General features: G+C 72.3%; 18 protein-coding genes, 1 pseudogene and 2 riboswitches. Of the genes and pseudogenes, 11 read left to right on the forward strand and 8 right to left on the reverse strand.

From position 1 onward, the window contains the following. The 4 genes and pseudogenes from ACIO5D_RS14450 to ACIO5D_RS14465 form a co-directional block, all read right to left on the reverse strand. Window positions 1-182, reverse strand: a pseudogene (locus ACIO5D_RS14450) (ubiquinol-cytochrome c reductase cytochrome b subunit); the annotation flags it as partial. Further along, on the reverse strand, window positions 179-1,237 hold the full coding sequence (locus tag ACIO5D_RS14455; protein ID WP_363607252.1) for a Rieske 2Fe-2S domain-containing protein: 1,059 nt from the start codon (window positions 1,235-1,237) through the stop codon (window positions 179-181). The pseudogene ACIO5D_RS14450 and the gene ACIO5D_RS14455, both read right to left, overlap by 4 nt. Before the next feature lie 8 nt (window positions 1,238-1,245). After that, entirely contained in the window at window positions 1,246-2,055 is an 810-nt protein-coding gene (locus tag ACIO5D_RS14460) for a c-type cytochrome (protein WP_363607253.1), read from the reverse strand. 187 nt (window positions 2,056-2,242) lie between these two features. Beyond that, the gene (locus ACIO5D_RS14465; RefSeq protein WP_360184421.1) at window positions 2,243-2,863 is read right to left on the reverse strand and encodes a heme-copper oxidase subunit III; all 621 of its coding nucleotides are present in this window, start codon (window positions 2,861-2,863) and stop codon (window positions 2,243-2,245) included. Window positions 2,864-3,256: 393 nt separating this feature from the next. Here ACIO5D_RS14465 and ACIO5D_RS14470 point away from each other — a divergent pair, with 393 nt between their 5' ends. From ACIO5D_RS14470 to ACIO5D_RS14480, 3 genes are all read left to right on the forward strand, one after another. Further along, on the forward strand, window positions 3,257-3,682 hold the full coding sequence (locus tag ACIO5D_RS14470) for a hypothetical protein (protein ID WP_400795288.1): 426 nt from the start codon (window positions 3,257-3,259) through the stop codon (window positions 3,680-3,682). A gap of 128 nt (window positions 3,683-3,810) precedes the next feature. Continuing rightward, the gene (trpD, locus tag ACIO5D_RS14475) at window positions 3,811-4,887 is read left to right on the forward strand and encodes an anthranilate phosphoribosyltransferase (RefSeq protein WP_400761588.1); all 1,077 of its coding nucleotides are present in this window, start codon (window positions 3,811-3,813) and stop codon (window positions 4,885-4,887) included. Between the two features lie 118 nt (window positions 4,888-5,005). Further along, window positions 5,006-5,123: riboswitch (SAM riboswitch) on the forward strand. Window positions 5,124-5,174: 51 nt separating this feature from the next. Then, window positions 5,175-6,539 (forward strand): aminotransferase class V-fold PLP-dependent enzyme, encoded by a 1,365-nt coding sequence (locus ACIO5D_RS14480; protein WP_400795290.1) that lies wholly within the window; start codon window positions 5,175-5,177, stop codon window positions 6,537-6,539. A gap of 8 nt (window positions 6,540-6,547) precedes the next feature. Here the strand turns inward: ACIO5D_RS14480 and ACIO5D_RS14485 are convergent, their stop codons facing one another. Both ACIO5D_RS14485 and ACIO5D_RS14490 read right to left on the reverse strand, forming a co-directional pair. Continuing rightward, entirely contained in the window at window positions 6,548-6,829 is a 282-nt protein-coding gene (locus ACIO5D_RS14485) for an Lrp/AsnC ligand binding domain-containing protein (protein WP_030240061.1), read from the reverse strand. A 41-nt stretch (window positions 6,830-6,870) separates the two neighbouring features. Then, window positions 6,871-7,653 carry a rhomboid family intramembrane serine protease gene (locus tag ACIO5D_RS14490; protein ID WP_363607260.1) on the reverse strand — a complete coding sequence of 261 codons (783 nt, stop codon included), beginning with the start codon at window positions 7,651-7,653 and terminating at the stop codon, window positions 6,871-6,873. A gap of 202 nt (window positions 7,654-7,855) precedes the next feature. On the opposite strand from ACIO5D_RS14490, the gene ACIO5D_RS14495 reads away from it, so the two are divergent. The 6 genes from ACIO5D_RS14495 (at window position 7,856) to ACIO5D_RS14520 (ending at window position 15,129) form a co-directional block, all read left to right on the forward strand. Further along, window positions 7,856-8,119 (forward strand): hypothetical protein, encoded by a 264-nt coding sequence (locus ACIO5D_RS14495; RefSeq protein ID WP_363607262.1) that lies wholly within the window; start codon window positions 7,856-7,858, stop codon window positions 8,117-8,119. Window positions 8,120-8,303: 184 nt separating this feature from the next. Continuing rightward, complete coding sequence (locus tag ACIO5D_RS14500) at window positions 8,304-9,713, forward strand: NYN domain-containing protein (RefSeq protein WP_400656728.1); 1,410 nt, start codon at window positions 8,304-8,306, stop codon at window positions 9,711-9,713. 201 nt (window positions 9,714-9,914) lie between these two features. After that, on the forward strand, window positions 9,915-10,952 hold the full coding sequence (locus ACIO5D_RS14505) for an NlpC/P60 family protein (protein ID WP_363607265.1): 1,038 nt from the start codon (window positions 9,915-9,917) through the stop codon (window positions 10,950-10,952). 357 nt (window positions 10,953-11,309) lie between these two features. Continuing rightward, window positions 11,310-11,464, forward strand: a riboswitch (cyclic di-AMP (ydaO/yuaA leader). 10 nt (window positions 11,465-11,474) lie between these two features. Then, window positions 11,475-12,641, forward strand: coding sequence for an NlpC/P60 family protein (locus tag ACIO5D_RS14510; protein ID WP_363607267.1), 1,167 nt, complete (start codon window positions 11,475-11,477; stop codon window positions 12,639-12,641). A gap of 227 nt (window positions 12,642-12,868) precedes the next feature. Further along, window positions 12,869-13,933, forward strand: a complete 1,065-nt coding sequence (locus ACIO5D_RS14515; protein ID WP_400656568.1) for an NlpC/P60 family protein — start codon at window positions 12,869-12,871, stop codon at window positions 13,931-13,933. Window positions 13,934-13,980: 47 nt separating this feature from the next. Next, window positions 13,981-15,129: a hypothetical protein gene (locus ACIO5D_RS14520; protein WP_400795292.1), complete on the forward strand. Its 1,149-nt coding sequence runs from the start codon at window positions 13,981-13,983 to the stop codon at window positions 15,127-15,129. A gap of 23 nt (window positions 15,130-15,152) precedes the next feature. Here ACIO5D_RS14520 and ACIO5D_RS14525 read toward each other — a convergent pair whose 3' ends face one another. Beyond that, complete coding sequence (locus ACIO5D_RS14525; protein WP_363607270.1) at window positions 15,153-16,577, reverse strand: glycosyltransferase 87 family protein; 1,425 nt, start codon at window positions 16,575-16,577, stop codon at window positions 15,153-15,155. A 241-nt stretch (window positions 16,578-16,818) separates the two neighbouring features. On the opposite strand from ACIO5D_RS14525, the gene ACIO5D_RS14530 reads away from it, so the two are divergent. Further along, window positions 16,819-17,955 carry a glycosyltransferase family 4 protein gene (locus ACIO5D_RS14530; protein ID WP_400656571.1) on the forward strand — a complete coding sequence of 379 codons (1,137 nt, stop codon included), beginning with the start codon at window positions 16,819-16,821 and terminating at the stop codon, window positions 17,953-17,955. A gap of 49 nt (window positions 17,956-18,004) precedes the next feature. Here the strand turns inward: ACIO5D_RS14530 and ACIO5D_RS14535 are convergent, their stop codons facing one another. Next, window positions 18,005-19,798, reverse strand: a complete 1,794-nt coding sequence (locus tag ACIO5D_RS14535) for an AMP-dependent synthetase/ligase (protein ID WP_400761577.1) — start codon at window positions 19,796-19,798, stop codon at window positions 18,005-18,007. Window positions 19,799-20,101: 303 nt separating this feature from the next. On the opposite strand from ACIO5D_RS14535, the gene ACIO5D_RS14540 reads away from it, so the two are divergent. Beyond that, complete coding sequence (locus ACIO5D_RS14540) at window positions 20,102-20,536, forward strand: SRPBCC family protein (RefSeq protein ID WP_363607273.1); 435 nt, start codon at window positions 20,102-20,104, stop codon at window positions 20,534-20,536. The last annotated feature ends 5 nt before the right edge of the window (window positions 20,537-20,541 follow it).

Raw genomic sequence — 20,541 nt, forward strand, 5'->3', positions numbered from 1 at the left:
ATCTCGCCCAGCATGAAGGACCAGTGGTCCGGGAAGATCTTGCGGAGGTTGGCCCTGGCCAGGGAGTAGATCCCCAGCCGGCCGTCCGTCCAGTCAGCGGCCTGCTCCCACTTGTTGGCGGGCTTGGCGCGCGTACTGGCGGGCTTGGCGGCACCGGACGTGGTGCTGCTCGCGCTACTCATCGAGCACGCTCCCAGTAGCTCGGGCCGACGGGCTCGTCGAAGTCGCCGGTGGCGACCAGGAAGCCCTTCTCGTCAGTGGTGATCTTCAGCTGCGGCAGCGGGTGGCCGGCCGGGCCGAAGATGACGCGTGCGCCGTCCGCCAGGTCGAAGGTCGACTGGTGGCAGGGGCAGAGCGCGTGGTGGGTCTGCTGCTCGTAGAGGCTGATCGGGCAGCCGACGTGGGTGCAGATCTTCGAGTAGGCGAGGATGCCCTCGAAGCCCTGCTCCCGGGAGCGGTCGTCCTTGATGTCCTCCGGCGCGATGCGCACCAGCATCAGGGCGTCCTTGGCGATCTGCTGCTGGAAGTCCTCGTCGTGGACGTGCAGACCCTCCGGCATGGCGAAGGTCAGCGAGCCGACGATGATGTCCTCGGCCTTCATCGGCGTGTTGGTGTTCATGTTGATGAGCTGCAGCGGCTTGGCCTCGGTGGCCTCGCGCCAGCCGGTGTGCGCCAGCTTGTCCTCGGGCAGCGGGCCCAGGTCGCGGAGCAGGACCACGCCGGAGAGCGGGACCAGCGCCATCGAACCGATGAGGGTGTTGCGGATCATCTTGCGGCGGCCGAAGCCGGACTCGGCGGCACCGGTCTTGAACTGGTCGATGACGTCCGCGCGGACCTCGTCGTCAGCCTCGATCGGGTGACGCTCGGCCGGCACCTCGTGGTCGGACATCAGGGTGCGGGCCCAGTGGACCGCGCCCGCGCCGATGCAGAACAGCGCCACACCCAGGGTCAGGCCCAGCGCGAAGTTCAGCGCGCTGATGTGACCCAGCGGGAAGACGTAGACGATTTTGTCCGGGTCGATGGCCACGTAGGAGGCGATGAAGCCCACGGTGGCGAGCATCGAGACCACGAACATCAGCGAGACCTGGCGCTCGGCCCGCTTGGCGGCCCGCTCGTCGATGTCGGTCCGGCGGGGTTCGTGGGCCGGCAGGCCCGGGTCGGCGAACGGGTCGCCGTGGGCGGCCACCTCGTGGTGCCCGGCGGAGCCGTGCGGCTCCGGCAGCTTCTCTTCTGACATGTCGTGGCTCATGACTTCTTGGCCTTGGTGGTGTGGGCGGCGACCCAGATCGCGACCGCGATGAGCGCGCCGAGACCGAAGATCCAGCCGAACAGGCCCTCGGTCACCGGACCGAGGCTGCCGAGCGTGAGACCGCCGGGGTTGGGCTCATCGTTGGTGGCGTGGCGAACGAAGGCCACGATCTGCTTCTTCTGCTCCTCGGGCATGGTGGTGTCCGGGAACGACGGCATGTTCTGCGGGCCGGTCTGCATGGCCTCGTAGATGTGCTTGGCGTCCACGCCCTCCAGCGACGGGGCGTACTTGCCCTGGGTCAGGGCACCGCCCTGACCGGCGAAGTTGTGGCACTGGGCGCAGTTGGTGCGGAACAGCTCGCCACCCTTGGACACGTCGTCCGGGTTGGTCGAGGTGTACTGCTCCGGGTCCGGCCGCACCGGGCCGGGGCCGAGCGAGGCCACGAAGGCGGCCAGCTGGTCGATCTCCGACTGCGAGTAGATGTTCTTCTTGCGCGGCACCTGGGCGCCGGGCTGCTGGGCCGGCATGCGGCCGGTGCCGACCTGGAAGTCGACCGCGGCGGAGCCGACGCCGACCAGGCTGGGACCGTCGCTGCTGCCCTGACCGTTCAGGCCGTGGCAGGAGGAGCAGCCCACGGCGAAGAGCTTCTTGCCCTCATCGATCGCGAGCGACTGCGCGGCGACGTCGGCCTGCGCCTTGTCGGCGGGCGCGAACGCGGCGTACAGCCCCCCGGTTGCCGCCAGGGCGAGAAGTAGGACGACCAGCGCCGCCAATGGGTGGCGCCGTCGTGCGGAGAGCTTTTTCACGGAATAACCCCGGTGTCAGGATCTGGTCGACTGGTGGGTGCACCCGGCGGCCGGTCTGGCCGGCACGAGGCTGCCTGTTCTAGGGCTGCGCGCGCGGTCGGTCGGTGGGAGCGTCGGCACCGGCAAAGAGGCCCGTCGCCGGTGAGGGCGGGGACCGGAGCCGGTGGCCAGTGACCTGATCAGCTGGTTACTTGATCAGGTAGATGGTCGCGAACAGGCCGATCCACACGACATCGACGAAGTGCCAGTAGTACGACACCACGATGGCTGCGGTGGCCTGCTCGTGCGTGAAGCGCTTGGCTGCGTACGTCCGTCCCAGGACCAGCAGGAAGGCGATCAGACCACCCGTCACGTGCAGACCGTGGAAGCCGGTGGTCAGGTAGAACACCGTGCCGTACGGGTCCGAGGACAGCGAGAGGCCGTCCTTCTTGACCAGCTCGGTGTACTCGAAGATCTGGCCGCCGATGAAGATCGCGCCCATCACGAAGGTGATGACGAACCACGAGCGGAGCTTCTTCACGTCCCCGCGCTCGGCGGCGAACACGCCGAGCTGGCAGGTCAGCGAGGAGAGCACCAGGATCGTGGTGTTGACCGAGGAGAAGGGCACGTTGAGGGCGTGCGCCTTCTCGCTCCAGAACTCGGCTCCCTTGACGGAGCGGAGCGTGAAGTACATCGCGAAGAGGGCCGCGAAGAACATCAACTCGGAACTGAGCCAGACGATCGTTCCGACGCTGACCATGTTCGGCCGGTTGACCGATCCGTGCGCGTGCCCGGTTTCTACTGCTGTTGCTGTCGCCACGACGGACATTATGTCGGTCCCTTATTCCGTCTTCACGCCGGGGGGTGTCCCTCGGAGTGTCCGGTGCGTGCGGTATGCCCCCCCGGGGGCCGACGGGGCGTCCGGATGGCGGCTGAGCAGCGGCGTGTCCCTTTTCTGACGGTTCTTCGAAGGCCCCTTCGACCCTGTTGCCCTGCGTGTCGCTGCATGGTTCGGGGGTGGGTGGGGAGTAAAGGAGGGGCCGCCGTGTCGACCGTACGGGTGACTGCGAGGTCTGGGGTGACGGGCCGTCCTCCGACTGGGTGAGTCGTGGGCGCGGCGGCTTGAGAAGGGATCGCGCGGCAGGGACCGGCGGCAGGTGATCGGGAGTAGCATCCGGATCAGGCGAACGTGGTCCGGATCACACTTGAGGGAGCAGGGCCCATGGCGTACAAGACCGACGAGACGCTCACCGTTCTCGTCTACAGCCACGACCGCAACACCCGCGAGCAGGTGCTGACGGCGCTCGGCCGTCGGCCCGCCGAGGATCTGCAGGAGCTGTCCTACCTGGAGTGCGCGACGACCCCTGCCGTGCTCAAGGCGCTGGAGAAGGGCGGGGTGGACCTCTGCGTCCTGGACGGCGAGGCGGTGCCGGCCGGCGGGCTCGGCCTCGGGCGGCAGCTGAAGGACGAGATCTACGGCTGCCCGCCGGTGCTGGTGCTGATCGGACGGCCGCAGGACTCCTGGCTCGCCGCCTGGAGCCGGGCGGACGCGGCGATCTCCCGCCCGGTGGACCCGGTGGCGCTGGCGGAGTCCGCCGCCACCCTGCTCCGCGCCCGGCTGGAGAAGCGGGCGCCGGTCGCCCGCTGAGCGGTGCCGTCTCACTCCTAGAGAAGGCGGGTGCCGGGGCGGACCGGGGGACCTCGCCGCTCGATAGGCTGATTCCATTCCTACGGATGTCCCCGACCCCGGGGAACCGACAAGAGCTGGAGTCAGCCATGGTGAACGTGCACCCTGCGAACGGCGGCAACGACCCCGCGCAGGTGGTCCGCACCTGGCCGGACATCCTGTCGGCGCTGCTGAGGGGCGAGCACCTGAGCCGGTCGGCCACCGCCTGGGCGATGGACCGGATCATGAGCGGCGAGGCCTCCCCGGTCCAGGTGGCCGGCTTCATGGTGGCGCTGCGGGCCAAGGGCGAGACGGTCGACGAGATCTCCGGCCTGGTGGACTCGATGTACGCGCACGCCGAGCCGCTGGACATCCCCGGCCCGGCCGTCGACATCGTCGGCACCGGCGGCGACCGCGCCAAGACCGTCAACATCTCCACCATGTCGGCGATCGTCGCGGCCGCGGCCGGCGCCAAGGTGGTGAAGCACGGCAACCGGGCCTCCTCCTCGGCCAGCGGCTCCTCCGACGTGCTGGAGAAGCTCGGCATCGGCCTCGACCTCTCCGCGCGCCGGGTCGCCGAGGTGGCGGAGGAGGTCGGGCTCACCTTCTGTTTCGCCGCCAAGTTCCACCCGGCGATGCGGCACGCCGCCCCGGCGCGGCGCGACCTCGGGGTGCCGACGGCGTTCAACATCCTCGGCCCGCTGACCAACCCGGCCAGGGTGACCTCGCACGCGATCGGCTGCTTCGACACCCGGCTGGCCGGGCTGATCGCCGGGGTGCTGGCGCAGCGCGGCTCGAACGCCCTGGTCTTCCGGGGCGACGACGGTCTGGACGAGCTGACCATCTCCACCACCTCGCAGGTCTGGATCGTGCGCGACGGTGTCGTCACCGAGGAGTCCTTCGACCCGCGCCAGGTCGGCATCGAACTGGTCGGCATCGAGGCGCTGCGCGGGGCGGACGCGGCGTACAACGCGGAGGTCGCCCGTCGGCTGCTGGCGGGGGAGCGCGGGCCGGTGCGGGACGCCGTCCTGCTCAACACGGCGGCCGCGCTGGTGGCGCTGGAGCTGACCGGTGCCCCGCTCGCCGAGCAGCTGGCGGCCGGGATCGAACGGGCCGCCGAGGCCATCGACTCGGGCGCGGCGCAGGACGTCCTGAAGCGCTGGTCGGAGGCCACCGCCCGGGCGTGAGAAGGCAGTTGGGGCCGGTGGCGGCGGGTCGCCACCGGCCCTTCGGCGTCTTCGCGGGGTGTCCGGATGGTGAAACCGTGTTTGACCGCCCGGCGGGCGCCACCTAGAGTCTTCGCCAGGTCATGAGTGACAGCGCAAAGCCCCAGCTGGCTGTCCGGCAACCCTCCGTCCGTGGCGGGGTGCCCTGGGTGAGGACCGGGTCACGCGGCAAACCGTCCGGGTGGCAAGCGCGGACACCCGGACGACACGCACTCCCGGGGTCCTGGACCCAGAAGGAGTGCATTCCCATGTCCCTCTCCACCGAAATCTGCGCCCCGCTCGCCGTCCTCGGTCAGGACGTTCAGGTCCCGCTGGTCAGTGGCGAGAAGGTCACCTACGCGGCGCTCGACTACGCGGCCAGCTCCCCGGCGCTCCAGCGGGTCTGGGACGACGTCGCCGCCTACGCCCCCTACTACGGCAGCGTCCACCGCGGCGCCGGCTACCTCTCCCAGCTCTCCACCGACCTGTTCGAGCAGAGCCGCCGCACCGTCGGCGAGTTCCTCGACCTGCGCGAGGGTGACCAGGTGGTCTTCACCCGGGCCACCACCGACTCGCTCAACCTGCTCGCCGGGGCCGTCCCGGCCAGCACCCGGGTGTTCGCCTTCGAGACCGAGCACCACGCCTCGCTGCTGCCCTGGCGCCACGCCGGCCTGGCGGTCAGCTACCTGCGCGCCCCGCGCTCGCACGCCGAGGCGGTCGCCGCCCTGGACGCCGCGCTGGCCGAGGCGCCCGAGGGCCCCAAGCTGCTCTGTGTCACCGGCGCCTCCAACGTCACCGGTGAGCTGTGGCCGGTCGCCGAGCTCACCGCGACCGCCCACCGGCACGGCGCCCGGGTGGTGCTGGACGCCGCCCAGCTCGCCCCGCACCACCGGGTCTCGGTGCGCGAGCTGGGCGTGGACTGGATCGCCTTCTCCGGCCACAAGCTGTACGCGCCGTTCGGCGCCGGGGTGCTGGCCGGCCGTGCCGACTGGCTGGACGCGGCCGAGCCGTACCTGGCCGGCGGCGGCGCCACCCGGACCGTGGCCCGGGAGACCGACGGCTCGGTGGCCGTCCAGTGGCACACCGGCCCGGCCCGCCACGAGGCCGGTTCGCCGAACGTGATCGGTGTCTACTCCATCGCCTCGGCCTGCCGGGCGCTGACCGAGGCCGGTTTCGACGCGCTGGAGGCCCGGGAGCAGCAGCTGATCGCCCGGCTGAAGGCGGGCCTGGCGGACGTCCCGCAGGTGAAGGTGCTGAACCTGTTCGGCGCCGACTCGGCCCGGGTGGGCGTGCTCTCCTTCGTGGTCCAGGGCTGGAACAGCTCGCACTTCTCGGCCGCGCTCTCCGCCGAGTACGGCATCGGCGTGCGGGACGGCCTGTTCTGCGCGCACCCGCTGGTCCGCACCCTGCTCGGCGACGAGGACGTCGCGCCGTCCGAGTGCGGTGCGCCCGAGCCGTCGCTGCCGGGCGAGCGAAGCCTCAACGCGATCCGGGTCAGCTTCGGCGCCGGCACCCCGGACGAGCACATCGACCGCTTTCTGACCGCCGTCCGCGAGCTGGTCACGGACGGGGCGGCCTGGAACTACCGCAACGAGGGCGGCCGCTGCGTCGCGGACACGCGCCGCGCGGGCTGATCGTCCCGCTATTCGTCCAGGCCGAGGGCGAAGGCGGCTTCCAGGTCGTGCTGGGAGTAGGTGCGGAAGGCGATCTGGGTCTCGGTGTGGGCCACCCCCGGGACCTTGTTCAGCCGGCCGGGGATGACCTCGGCCAGGTCGTCGTGCCGCCGCACCCGCACCATCGCCACCAGGTCGTAGCCGCCGGTGACCGAGTAGACCTCGCTGACGCCTTCGATGGCCGCGATCGCCTCGGCGATCTCCGGGATGCGGTCGACGCTGGTCTTGATCAGGACGATGGCGGTGATCACTGTTCGGGCTCCTTTGTGGGGTGCCGCCAGGGTATCGGGCGTCAGACGGGCCGTCGCGGGGGGCGGCCGGCCGGTGTGCAGGCGTACAGGAAGCCGGCCGAGAACCCGATGACATGGACCAGGTAGGCGACGCCGGGGCCGGCCGAGTGGACCGACCACCACTGCAGGGCGAACCAGAGCCCGAGCACCAGCCAGGCCGGGAACCGCAGCGGCAGGAAGAGCAGCAGCGGGACGAGCGTGGTCACCCGGGCCCGCGGGTGGAGCCGCAGATAGCAGCCCAGCGCCGCCGAGATCGCCCCCGAGGCGCCGATCAGCACCGTGGTCGAGCCGGGCGAGTGCGCCTGGGCCAGTGCGAAGCCGTAGGTGGCCAGGCTGCCGGCCGCCAGATAGAAGACGGCGAAGCGGGCCCGGCCCATCCGCTTCTCCACGGTGGGGCCGAAGACGTAGAGGAAGAGCAGGTTGCCCAGCAGGTGAAGCCAGCCGGCGTGCAGGAAGAGCGCGCTGAGCACGGACAGGGCCGGGTGCTTGCCCGGGGTCGGGGCGGCCGGGCAGCCGGGCGCCGGGTCGGGGGCCTCGGCCAGCTGTCCGGCGGTCAGCGGGCGGCCGGCCAGCAGCTCGGCCGGTACCGCGCCCCAGCGCTGCTCGTACCGCTGCTCCGCGCAGACCCTGGCCTGGCCGCGGCCGTAGAGCGGGTTGAGCCCGGCGGCCGGGCCGAGCAGGAAGACCACCGTGTTGAGCGCGATCAGGGCGTAGGTGACGGCCGGGGCGGGCGCGGCCGGGGGCCCGCCGCGTGCGCCGGTGTGGTCGAGGACCGTGATCGCCATGCGGCCAAGCATCCCTCCGCCCGGCGCGGGCGACACCGCGCTGTACGGCAGGTGGGCTACCGTCCCGATCGCCGCGACCGGTGGTCGGGACGGTTGCCTCAGGCAATAGGCTTGGGGCGGGCATTCCCGCCTCCCGCCGCCGACGCCGGGGCTCCGGGGGGAGCGCCTGAGCCCACCCAGGGACCACCCGAGAGGACCCCCGATGACCGTCCCCGCCCTGACCGCTGAGACGCGCTGGCGCTGCACCCTGTGCGGCAACCTGACCCGCTTCGACGTGACCCGCTCCGCCCGGGTGACCGAGTACCTGCACTTCGACCTGGCCGGCGAGTCCAAGGTGGAGGAGACCGAGGTGCTCAGCGAGACCATCGAGTCGGTGCGCTGCCGCTGGTGCAACGCGGTGGACCAGGTCGAACTGGTGGCCCGTCCCGGGGCCGAGGCCGGAGAGGCCGCCGCTGAGCAGGGCTGACGCCCGGTCCGTGGGGTGGACGGTGCGCGGCCGTTCACCGCACGGGGACAATACAGACAGAACGCACGGAGCGTGACGACGAGGGCGACGGCCGCGGGCCGTACCCCGCTGGACGAGGATCGGAGCCGAGGACGTGGTGGACGCAGCGAAGGAGCCCGCCGGGCCGCAGGGGCGGCAGCCCGCTGTGGACGGGCAGGCGCCGGACGCGGCCGAGGCCGCCCCGTCCGGTACCGGGGCCCCCGCCGAGGAGTCGGGCGGTGACGAGCCGGCGGCAGACCGGGCCGTCGAGACGCTCGACCGGCCGCTGCCCGAGGGTGTGCGCCGCCGGGTGGTGGGCCTCGCCGCCGACGCGCTCGGGGGGCTGCCGCCCGCCGAACTGCCGCAGAGCCTGCGGCAGTACGCCAAGTTCACGCCGGCCCGGCGGGCCAAGTACGCGGCCACCGCGCTGGCCGCCGCACTGGAGTCGGAGCCGGCCTTCCGGCTCCGGATAGCGGAGCGGCTGCGGCTGGGCCAGCCGGACCTGGTGAAGGCGCTGGAGGCGGGCCACGTGCCCGGCGCCGCCGACCCGATGGACGTGGCGGCCGCCGCCTATCTGGTGCGGTCGGCGGGCTGGAGCCGGCTGGTCGCCGAGGCGGGGGAGCAGGCCGAGCGGGCCGGCGCCGAGGGCGCCGCCGCCGAGGCGGCCCGGCTGGCGGAGAAGCTGCAGGCGGAGCTGGCGGAGGTACGGGCCTCCGCCCGGGCGGACCTGGACCGGCAGCGGGCCGAGTCGGAGGACGTCCGCAAGGAGGCCGAGTCGCTGCGCAAGAAGGTGCGGTCGCTGGAGAGCGACACCCGCCGGGCGCAGGCGGAGACCCGCCGGGTCACCGCCGAGCTGGAGGCGCTGAGGACGCAGGCGGCCGCCGAGCGCGGCGCGGGTGAGAGCGAGGCCCGGCGGCTGCGGCACCGGATCTCCGAACTGGAGACCGCCGCCGAGCAGGGCCGCCGTTCGGCCCGCGAGGGGCGCAGCGTCGAGGACATGCGGCTGCGGCTGCTGCTGGACACCGTGCTGCAGTCGGCGCAGGGCCTGCAGCGGGAGCTGGCGCTGCCGGTCTCCCAGATCCGCCCGGCGGACCTGGTGGAGGCGGTGGTGCCGGGCTCGGCCTCGCCGCACGACGTGGCCCGGCGCGGGCTGGCGGAGGACGATCCGGCGCTGCTGGACCAGCTGCTGGCGATCCCGCAGGTGCATCTGGTGGTGGACGGCTACAACGTGACCAAGACCGGTTATCCGGCGCTGCCGCTGGAGCAGCAGCGGATCCGGTTGCTGGGCGGGCTGGCGATGCTGGCCCAGCGCACCCAGGCGGAGGTCACCTGTGTGTTCGACGGGCAGGACCTGGACGTGCCGGTGATCATGGCGCCGCCGCGCGGGGTGCGGGTGCGCTTCAGCCGGACCGGGGAGACGGCGGACGAGCTGATCCGCCGTCTGGTGCGGGCCGAGCCGCAGGGCCGTCCGGTGGTGGTGGTCTCCACCGACCGGGAGGTCGCGGAGGGCGTGCGCAAGGCGGGCGCGCGCCCCGTCGCCTCCGTCCTGCTGCTGAACCGGCTGGCCCGGCCCTGATGCCGGAGGGACCGGAGTGACCGCTGGTCAGCGCCCGGTTTGCGGCAGTGTGTGGATCCCGTGAAGTCAGGCCGCCGGTGGAGGTTCACGCCATCGGGGGAGTGGCGGAAAGCGTGGATCTTCACTAGGGTCTGGCGTCAAACCTATTTTCCGGATCCTCACTCAAACGGGTGAGTCCGTTGGAAGAAGGAACCGATCACTTTGGCCTCCCACCGCCGTCCCAAGCAGCCGAGCCGCGCGCGGGTCTCCGTGCTCACCGCTGCCGCTGCGACCGCGGTCGCCCTCTCCGCCCAGGTCGGCGCCCACGCCGCGCCCTCCCCCAAGAAGGAGGACGTGAAGGCGCAGATCGACCAGCTGAACGAGGAGCAGGAGCAGGCGGCCGAGAAGTACAACGGCGCCAAGGAGCGGGCCGACCAGCTGCGCAAGCAGGCGGACCAGCTCCAGGACCAGGTGGCCCGCGGCCAGGACCAGATGACGCAGCTTCAGGCCGGGCTGGCCGAGGTGGCGGGCGAGCAGTACCGCACCGGCGGCATCGACCCGTCCGTGCAGCTGATGCTCTCCTCCGACCCGTCGGGTTACCTGGACAAGGCCTCCAGCGTCCAGCAGGCCAGCTCCAGCCAGTCCGAGGCGCTCAAGGGCCTGCAGGACCAGCAGCGCCGCCTGGACCAGCAGAAGGCCGAGGCGGCCGCCGTCCTCGCCTCCCTGGACAGCACCACCAAGGATCTGAACCAGGCCAAGGCGGACGTCAACCAGAAGCTCAAGGAGGCCCAGACGCTGCTGAACTCGCTCAGCGCGGCCGACCGGGCCGCCCTGAAGGCGCAGCAGCAGCAGGACGACCGGGCCTCGCGCGGCAGCGAGCGCACCGACCTGAGCAGCCTGCCGCAGGCCGGCGGGTACGCCGGGGTGGCCGTCGCCAAGGCGATGAGCAAGCAGGGCTCGCCGTACGTCTGGGGTGCCATCGGGCCGAGCACCTTCGACTGCTCCGGTCTGATGGTCTGGGCGTACAAGCAGGCCAATGTCTCGTTGCCGCGCACCTCGCAGGCGCAGGCCGGCGTCGGCACCCGGGTCCCCTCGCTGGACCAGGCGCAGCCCGGTGACCTGATCATCTACCGCGACGACCGCAGCCATGTCGCGATGTACATCGGCAACGGCATGGTGGTGCACGCGCCGCACACCGGTGACGTGGTGAAGGTGATGAAGGCCGACGCGATGAAGATCAACGCCATCCGCCGGGTCTGACGGTTCGTCGATTGGGGGCAGAAGCCCCCGATCCAGACATTCCCTGATAGGTCGACACGCCCGGCCGGGCCGGCCCGCTGCTGTGATGTGGGACACGCCCCGGTCGGGCGCTCTCGACCCGCATTGTGAGTAATGATCAGCCCCGCGTGCGGTTGTGATCACATTCGGTCATATTCACAAATGAACTTGGGTATTCTTCCGTCTTTTTTCTGACAAGGATTTGAACGGATCACGGTTCTGTTACTAGGGTCATGCCTCGAACCACCGTGCAGTCGATCACCCATCCCGGGTGACGGCGGGGGTTACCGTCGAGTTCGTGAAGCAGCGGGGCAGGTGACTGCCCGACGGGGAGTCCAGCAGTCGGGGACGCTGTGGAGCGGAGCCGGGGAACCAAGTTCCTCCGGGGTGAATCGGCGCCAGGTCGACCGGTGGAACGGTCGGTGAGGCGCCGTAGGGCACGCTTCCGGCCCGAACCCGTCAGCTCACCCGGTAGGCGGACGTAGGAAGAAGGAGTCCGCCTTCGTGGCGTCCCATCGTCGTCCCAAGCCCGCCGGCCGTGCCCGCGTCTCCATCCTGACCGCGGCCGCCGCAGCGGCCGTGGCCCTCTCCGCGCAGTCGGGCGCGCACGCCGACCCGACGCCGACCAAGGATCAGGTCAAGGAGCAGGTCGACAAGCTCAACGAGCAGGCCGAGGTCGCCACCGAGCAGTACAACGGCGCCCAGGCCAAGCAGCAGGAGCTGCAGAAGCAGGTCGGCGAGCTCCAGGACAAGGTGGCCCGCCAGCAGTCGCAGGTGACCGATCTGCAGGGCGGCCTCGCCGAGATCGCCGGCGAGCAGTACCGCAACGGCGGCATATCGCCGACCGTTCAGCTGATGCTCTCCTCCAGCCCGGACAACTTCCTCACCCAGGCCGGCACCCTGACGCAGGCCGGCAGCTCGCAGTCGGGCCAGCTGAAGGAGCTCCAGGAGCAGCAGCGCAGGCTCGACCAGGACCGCACCGAGGCCCAGAACAAGCTCGGCGAGCTGGAGGCCACCACCCAGCAGCTGAAGGCGTCCAAGGAGGAGATCCAGGGCAAGCTGGCCAAGGCCCAGGAACTGCTCAACACGCTGACCGAGCAGGAGCGCGAGGCGCTGCGCGCGGCCGAGGAGAAGGCCGCCGCCGAGGCCAAGGCCAAGGCGGACGCCGCCAAGGCGACCGCGAAGGCCGAGGCCGACCGGGCATCCCGCGACAACGGCCGCGGCGACCTGGGCACCCCGTCCTCCTCGCCCGTCACCAAGCCGTCGGCGTCGTCCACGCCGTCCACGTCGTCCGCGCCCAGCGCCCCGGCCGCCAACGGCTCGCGGGCCGCCGCCGCGATCGCGGCCGCCGAGAGCAAGCTCGGCGCGCCGTACGTCTACGGCGCCACCGGCCCGAACTCCTTCGACTGCTCCGGCCTCACCAGCTGGGCGTACGCCCAGGCGAACGTGTCGCTGCCGCGCACCTCGCAGGCCCAGGCCAACGCCGGCACCCGGATCGGCTCGAACATCGCCAACGCCCAGCCCGGCGACCTGGTGATCTTCTACGGCGACAACCACCACGTGGGCATCTACGTCGGTGGCGGCCAGGTCATCCACGCGCCCAAGCCCGGCGCCTCGGTCCGCTACGAGTCGGCCTCCAACATGCCGGTCTCCACCATCGTGCGGCTCTGACCCCGAGTCAGGCTTTCTCGCAGGCCCGGTCTCCCTCGCGGGAGGCCGGGCCTGCGGCTTTTCCGGCCGGCCGGACGCCTGTCCGATTCAGGGTCAAATATTCGGGTTGGTAGGGGTTTGGACTCGCTCGCCCGGACTCGCTAACGTCTGCCACCGGACACCCGCTTCCAGAGCCGCCCGCACCGGAGCGGCCACAGGCCGGGACGCAGAATTGGAGCCGCAGTCGGATGGCCGTGCACCGCCGTTCCCCACAGTCGGGTGCGCACACCCTCGCCCGCGCGCTGGTGCTGACCGCGGCGGCCACCACCGTCCTGGGCGTGGCCGTGGGCGGCAGCGCCCATGCCGCCCCGGGCTCACCGGACGGGCCGCAGAACCGCAAGGACGTCAAGGTGCGGATCGACCAGCTGTACGACGAGGCCGAACAGGCGTCGGAGAAGTACAACGCGGCGCTGGACGCGCAGCAGCGGCTGCAGAGCGAGGCCGGCACGCTCCAGCAGCAGATCGCCGTCGGCCAGGACGAGCTCAACCGGCTGCGCGGCGACCTCGCCACCGTCGCCGGCGCCGAGTACCGGGCCGGCGGCCTGGCGCAGACCGTCCAGCTGATGCTCTCCACCGACCCCGAGGGCTATCTGTCCCGGGCGCGCTCCCTCGACCAGGCCGCCGAGCGGCAGAACGACACGCTGCACGAGGTGGTGTCGCGCCAGCGCCGGCTCGACCAGCGCCGGGCCGAGACCTCCGCCAAGCTCTCCGAACTGGAGCAGATCCGCCGTGCCCTCGCCGACAGCAAGCAACAGATCCAGCAGCGGCTGGCCGGGGCGCAGAAGCTGCTCAACGGTCTGAGCGCCACCGAGCGGGCCAGGATGGCGGCCCAGGACGCCCGGGAGGCCGAGCAGCGTGCCACCCGCGGTACCGACCGGCTCGACCTCGGGACCGTCCCGCCCGCCTCGGAGCGCGGTGCCGCCGCGCTGGCCGCCGCCGTGAAGATGATCGGCTCGCCCTATGTGTACGGATCCGCCGGACCGCGAGCGTTCGACTGCTCCGGTCTGATGTACTGGAGCTGGCAGCAGGCCGGAGTGACCCTGCCGCGGACCTCGCAGGCCCAGGCGTTCGCCGGCCGGCGGGTCAGCCTCTCAGACGCGCGACCGGGAGACCTGGTGATCTTCTACCGGGACATGCACCACGTCGGCATGTACGCCGGCGGCGGGGTGATCGTGCACGCCCCCTACCCGGGTGCCAAGGTCCGCTTCGAGAGCGTCAGCGCGATGCCCGTCGCGGGGGTGGTCCGGCTCTGAGGCGGACCGGCCGGACCTCTGCCACCGACGCCGGAGCCCGCTGTGGCGTGCTGTCCCGGCGCGGTGCGCTGCTGCTCGCGGTGGGCGGACTGGCCCAGCTCTCGCTGCCCAGGGCCGCCCCGGCGGCGCCGGTCGCGGGCCGGGTGGCGGATGACGGGGCCGCGGTGGCGGCCCTGCTGACCGAGCGGGCCCAGGCGCTGGCGGGGTCGACGGGCCTGTCGTTGGTCGACCCGGGCTACCGGAACCTGGTGCTCGGCGCCGGTGCCGGGCCGGGCCGGCTCACCGCCGGGGCCGAACTGGCCGTCCGGGTGGCCGGCTACGACGACCAGCCGGTGGTGTACCCGCGCCGGCTCACCCTGCTGCGGACCGCGGCCGGCTGGCAGGTCGAGCGGGAGGAGAGCGCCGGCGGCCCGCCGCCGCTGTGGGACCTCGGCACCCTCCGGGCCGTACGGGGCGACCACTGCCTGGTGCTCGGTCTGGCCGACGGCCCCGATCCGGCGGAGCTCGCGGCCGTGGCGGACCGGGCCGTACCGGCGGTCAGCGCGGTCTGGGGCACCGGGTGGGCGGGCCGCCTGCTACTGGAACTGCCCGCCACCGAGGCCCAGTTCGTCCGGCTGCTGGAGGGCGAGCCGGCCGACTGGACGGGGATGGCGGCCGTCACCACCGCGGCGCCCGGGGCGCCCTGGCACACCCCGGCGGACCGGGTGCTGGTCAACCCCGGGGCGTACCAGCGGCTCAGCGACTTCGGCCGCCAGGTGGTCACCACCCATGAGGCGACGCATGTCGCGACCCGGGCGGAAACCCGGGCCTGGACGCCGCTCTGGCTCTCCGAGGGCGTCGCCGACTGGACCGGCTACCAGGGCTCCGGGCGCCTCCCGCGGCAGATCGCCCCCGAGCTGGCCCGTGACGTCGCCGCCGGGAAGGTGCCGGCCGCGCTGCCCGCCGACAGGGACTTCACCGCCGGCGCCACCGGCATCGCCCAGGCCTACGAACAGTCCTGGCTGGCCTGTGACCTGATCGCCCGCCGGTACGGGCCCGAGCGGCTGGTCGCGTTCTACCGGGCGGTCGGCGCGGCGGGCCCGGGCGCCGACCGGGACCAGCGGCTGGACCGGGTGCTCCGGGATCAACTGGGCCTCGGCCTGGCCGAGTTCACCGGGCTCTGGACGGCCGAGACGGTCCGGCGGCTGGAGCCCTAGCACTCGGGGCGTCCCGAGCCCCGCTAGCGCCGTTCGGCCCGTGCGCCGGGCCGGTCGATGCCGTCCAGCAGGTCCTGCTCGTACGCGATGCCGGGCCGTACCGGGTAGGAGGCGGTCGTCGGAAGGGGCACCGAGGAGGCCAGCACGACGGTGGGCGGCAGCTGCGCCGGACCGCGGGTGGAGCGCCAGAGCCGGACGCAGGAGAGCACCGTGGCGACCAGCAGCAGCAGGTTGCGCAGGGTCAGGACGGTGACCGCCAGCGGGTCGCTGCCGACCACCTCGGTGAACATCAGCGGGAACTCCAGCAGGGTCAGCGGAGTGGCGGCCAGGACCAGCAGCACCACCGGCCGCTGGCTGCTGCCGCGCACGGTCAGGCAGACCGCCGCCACGCCGACCAGCCAGACCAGGTACTGCGGGCTGATCACCCGGCTGGTCACGGTGAAGATCAGCAGCGCGGTCAGCGCGGCGTCGTACATGGTGGCCGCGTTGCGGCGCTTGGCGGTGAAACGCCAGAGCAGCAGCCAGGCGAAGCCCAGCACGGTACCGGCCATCATGACCTTGCCGACCACGTCCACCCACGGCCCGAGCATCTCGACCGAGCCGTAGTTCATCATCACCCGGCCGTCCCAGGCCCCCGCGATCCGGGCGAAGTGCAGCGGCAGCGCGCCGACCGACTCGACCTCGACGCCGCGGTCCTTCTGGAACGTCAGGAACTCGAACGCGCCGTTCATCCCGGCCGCGAGCAGGAAGCCCACCGCGACGGCGGTGGCCGCCGCGGTCGTCCAGGCCCGCCGGGTGCGCCGGCCGGACGGTGTGCCGATCAGGGCGAGCAGCGGCCAGATCTTGATGATCCCGCCCAGGCCCAGCAGCAGTCCGCCGATCGCCGGGCGGCGGATCAGCGCCAGCAGGCCGGCCACCGCGATCGCGGTCACCACCACGTCGTACCGGTTGTAGATCATCGGGCCGAGCAGCGGCACGCCGGCCACCCAGACCCAGGCGCCGGTCAGCGCCCGTCCCTTGCGCAGACCGGTCCGCACCAGCAGCGCCATCGCGACCGCGTCGGCGACCCCGCAGATCACCCAGAACGAGACCAGGTAGGACCAGGGCAGCAGCCCGGGCAGCAGGATGACCAGGGCGGCGCCGGGCGGGTACTGCCAGGTCACGTCGTCCAGCGGGAAGGTGCCGGTCTGCAGCACGCCGTACCAGCCGTGGTAGATCAGCCAGACGTCGGTGGTGATGTCCCCGCCGGCCATCTTCAGGACGCCGGTCATCAGCAGCACCAGCAGCGCCCGGGTGGCCAGCCAGCTCGCGCCGAGCGCGCAGAGCGCCCCGGCGCGCCCGGAGGGGCGCGCGGGTGCCTGCGGGGGCTCCTGGCGGACGGCCAGCGCCGTGCCGGGGCCTTCGGCGCCGCTGGGTGTACCGGACTCGGTGGCCGGGGCCAACTCCACTGCGCTCCCTCGTTCGTCTCGGACGTCCTACCGGAGGCGTCTCGCGACGGACGCCCGGGCCGTCGGTGGTGGGCACGGCGCGTTCGGCCGGGCCCCACCGGCTGCCTAGGTACTAGGACAGGCCCTGGGGTGAAACGGTTGCCGTGCGCGGATCCGTTCCCGGTGGGCCATGGTGTTGACCTATCGTACGGATCACCCAGCGGTACACCGAGCACCCCCCGACCGAGCGAGCCGTGGCCTGATGCACAGAACCTTGATCGTCACCAATGACTTCCCGCCGCGCCCCGGCGGCATCCAGGCCTTTGTGCACAACATGGCTGTGCGTCAGCCCGCCGGGAGCATCGTGGTGTACGCCTCGACCTGGCGCGACGGCACCGAGGTGGCCCGCTTCGACGCCGAGCAGCCGTTCCCGGTGATCCGCGACCGGACGAAGGTGATGGTTCCCACACCCCGGGTCATCCGGCGGGCGGCCGAGATCCTGAAGGCCGAGAAGTGCGACTCGGTCTGGTTCGGCGCCGCCGCGCCGCTCGGGCTGATGGCGCCGGCGCTGCGCCGCGCCGGGGCCGGCCGGCTGCTCGGCATGACCCACGGGCACGAGGCCGCCTGGGCCCAGCTGCCGGTGGCCCGGCAGCTGCTGCGCCGGATCGGCGCGGGCACCGACACCCTCACCTACCTCGGCGAGTACACCCGCTCCCGGATCGCCGACGCGGTCGGGCCCGAGGCGGCCGCGCGGATGGTCCAGCTGCCGCCGGGCGTCGACGAGCGGACCTTCCACCCCGACTCCGGCGGCGCCGAGCTGCGCCGGCGGCTGGGCCTGGCGAACCGTCCGGTGGTGGTCTGCGTCTCCCGGCTGGTGCCGCGCAAGGGCCAGGACACCCTGATCGAGGCGATGCCGCAGATCCTCGCCGACGTGCCGGACACCGTGCTGCTGATCGTCGGCGGCGGCCCGTACCAGGCGGACCTGGAGAAGCTCGCCGACGCCCGGGGGGTGCGGGCCGCGGTGCGCTTCACCGGCGCGGTGCCGTGGTCGGAGCTGCCCGCGCACTACGGCGCCGGGGACGTCTTCGCGATGCCCTGCCGGACCAGGCGGGGCGGGCTGGACGTGGAGGGCCTGGGCATCGTCTACCTGGAGGCCTCGGCGACCGGCCTGCCGGTGGTGGCGGGGGACTCCGGCGGCGCGCCGGACGCCGTGCTGGAGGGTGAGACCGGCTACGTGGTGCCCGGCGGATCGGCGCAGGCCGCGGCCGAGCGGATCGTCCGGCTGCTGAACGACGAGGAGCTGCGCCGCCGCCTCGGCGAGGCCGGACGGCGCTGGGTGGACCGCTCCTGGCGCTGGGACCTGCTGGCCGGGCGGCTGACCGCGCTGCTGGCGGGCTGACGGCGCGCGCGGGCCCCCGCCGGGGCGGGGGCCCGGAGACAGCGGGAGGTCAACGCTGGTAGAGCGCCTCGATGTCGGCCGCGAAGTCCTTCAGCACGAGGGTGCGCTTCAGCTTGAGCGAGGGCGTGAGGTGCCCGCTCTCCTCGGAGAACACGGTGTCCAGCAGCCGGAACTTCTTGACCGCCTCGGCGTGCGAGACGGCCGCGTTGCCGTCGTCCACGGCGGCCTGGACGGCGGCCAGCAGGTCCGGGTCCTCGCTCAGTTCGGCCAGCGTGGCGGTGGCCGGCTTGCCGTTCAGCTCCTTCCACTTGGGGAAGAAGTCCTCGTCCACGGTGACCAGACAGGCGACGAACGGCTTGCGGTCGCCGACCACCATGACCTCGCCGATCAGGGCGTGCGCCCGGATCCGGTCCTCGATCACCGCCGGGGCGACGTTCTTGCCGCCCGCGGTGACGATGATCTCCTTCTTGCGGCCGGTGATCGTCAGATAGCCGTCGGAGTCGAGCGAGCCGAGGTCACCGGTGGAGATCCAGCCGTCCTTCAGCGCCTCGGCGGTGGCCTCCGGGTTGTTCCAGTAGCCGGTGAACACCTGCGGGCCCTTGAAGAGGACCTCGCCGTCCTCGGCGATCCGGACGGCCGAGCCGGGCAGCGGCTGGCCGACCGTGCCGATCTTCGGCTTGTCCCACGGGTTGAAGGCGGTGGCCGCGCAGGTCTCGGTCAGGCCGTAGCCCTCCAGCACGGTGAAGCCGATGCCCCGGTAGAAGTGGCCGAGCCGCTCGCCGAGCGGCGCGCCCCCGGAGATCGCGTGGGTGGCCCGGCCGCCGAGCGCGGCGCGCAGCTTGCTGTAGACCAGCTTGTCGAAGATCTTGTGCTTGATCCGCAGCACCGGGCCCGCGCCGGCGCCGTCCAGCGCCCGGCTGTAGGCGACGGCGGTGTCGGCGGCCTTGTCGAAGATCTTGCCCTTGCCGTCGGCCTGGGCCTTGGCGCGGGCGGTGTTGTAGACCTTCTCGAAGACCCGGGGCACCCCCAGGATCAGGGTCGGCCGGAAGGCCGCCAGCTCCGCGGTGACGTCCTTGATGTCCGAGACGTGGCCGAGCTTGATCGGGGCCATCGCGGGGGCGATCTCGGCGATCCGGCCGAGCACGTGGGCCAGCGGCAGGAACAGCAGTACGGAGCTCTCACCGGTGCGGAAGAGCGGCGCCAGACGCTCCACCACGTTGCCGCACTCGGCCAGGAAGTTGCCGTGGGTCAGCTGGCAGCCCTTGGGGCGGCCGGTGGTGCCCGAGGTGTAGACGATGGTGGCGATCGAGTCGGCGGTGGCGACCGAGCGGCGCTCGGCGACGGTGGTGTCGGCGACCTTCCGTCCCGCCTCGGCCAGCGTGGCCAGCGCGCCGGCCTCGATCTGCCAGACGTGCCGCAGCTCCGGCAGCCGGTCCCGGACCTCGCCGACCACCGCGACGTGCCGGTCGGTCTCGGCGAGCACGGCGACCGCGCCGGAGTCACCGAGGATCCACTCGACCTGCTCGGCGGAGGAGGTCTCGTACACCGGCACGGTGATCGCGCCGGCCGACCAGATCGCGAAGTCCAGCAGCGTCCACTCGTACCGGGTACGGGACATGATGCCCACTCGGTCGCCGGGCCGGATGCCCGAGGCGATCAGGCCCTTGGCCGCGGCGTGCACCTCGACCAGGAACTGGGCGGCGGTCAACTCCTGCCAGCGGCCGTCCACCTTGCGGCTGAGCACCACGACGTCCGGGTGCCGCTCGGCGTTCTGGTGCACGAGGTCGGAGAGGTTACCGCCGCTCGGTACCTGGTAGAGGGCCGGAAGGCTGAAGTCGAGCAAGACTGCTCCTCGTTCGCGACGCTGCGGGACGGCAGGACGTTACTGCTCGGTAGGCAGCTTCGACCAGGGGGGTCGGCTCCGGTGTTCGAAGTGTCACACCTTTACCGGGTCCGACCAGGCCGTGACCGGGTCGTTCGAATGGCACCCTACGGCAGCACCGACGTGACCGGCCGGTAGCCCGCACCGCCGCCGGTCGCCCGGGGAGCCGAGCGGATCGCCGGTCGCGATAGCCTGCTCCGGGCGCACCCGACCGAGCACCCTCGGCCGGACCAGCAGGTTAGGGACGACGCGGAGGGCCATTCCATGGCGGAGCACACCAGGTCGAGCATCACCATCGACGCGACCCCGGCCACGGTCATGGCCGTGATCGCGGACTTCGCCGCCTACCCGGCCTGGACCGGCGAGGTCAAGGAGATCGAGGTGCTGGGCACCGCGGAGGACGGCCGCGCCGCCGAGGTGCGCCTGCTCCTCGACGCCGGCGCCATCCGCGACGAGCACGTCCTCGCCTACACCTGGGACGGTGACCGCGAGGTCTCCTGGACGCTGGTCCGCAGCCAGATGCTCCGCTCGCTGGACGGCTCCTACACGCTCGCCCCGCTCGACGGCGGCCGCACCGAGGTCACCTACCAGCTCGCCGTGGACGTCAAGATCCCGATGCTCGGGATGATCAAGCGCAAGGCCGAGAAGGTCATCATCGACCGGGCCCTGGCCGGCCTGAAGAAGCGCGTCGAGGGCTGACGCCG

The organism is Kitasatospora sp. NPDC087315, from assembly GCF_044744345.1.
Lineage (GTDB): Bacteria > Actinomycetota > Actinomycetes > Streptomycetales > Streptomycetaceae > Kitasatospora.

Excerpts from the sequence above, each read along its gene's own strand:
- ACIO5D_RS14480 (WP_400795290.1), top strand. The coding sequence starts at position 5,175 with ATGTCCCTCTCCACCGAAATCTGCGCCCCGCTCGCCGTCCTCGGTCAG.
- ACIO5D_RS14470 (WP_400795288.1), top strand. The coding sequence starts at position 3,257 with ATGGCGTACAAGACCGACGAGACGCTCACCGTTCTCGTCTACAGCCAC.
- ACIO5D_RS14540 (WP_363607273.1), top strand. The coding sequence starts at position 20,102 with ATGGCGGAGCACACCAGGTCGAGCATCACCATCGACGCGACCCCGGCC.
- ACIO5D_RS14455 (WP_363607252.1), bottom strand. The coding sequence starts at position 1,237 with ATGTCAGAAGAGAAGCTGCCGGAGCCGCACGGCTCCGCCGGGCACCAC.
- trpD (WP_400761588.1), top strand. The coding sequence starts at position 3,811 with ATGGTGAACGTGCACCCTGCGAACGGCGGCAACGACCCCGCGCAGGTG.
- ACIO5D_RS14465 (WP_360184421.1), bottom strand. The coding sequence starts at position 2,863 with ATGTCCGTCGTGGCGACAGCAACAGCAGTAGAAACCGGGCACGCGCAC.
- ACIO5D_RS14515 (WP_400656568.1), top strand. The coding sequence starts at position 12,869 with ATGGCCGTGCACCGCCGTTCCCCACAGTCGGGTGCGCACACCCTCGCC.
- ACIO5D_RS14495 (WP_363607262.1), top strand. The coding sequence starts at position 7,856 with ATGACCGTCCCCGCCCTGACCGCTGAGACGCGCTGGCGCTGCACCCTG.
- ACIO5D_RS14530 (WP_400656571.1), top strand. The coding sequence starts at position 16,819 with ATGCACAGAACCTTGATCGTCACCAATGACTTCCCGCCGCGCCCCGGC.
- ACIO5D_RS14490 (WP_363607260.1), bottom strand. The coding sequence starts at position 7,653 with ATGGCGATCACGGTCCTCGACCACACCGGCGCACGCGGCGGGCCCCCG.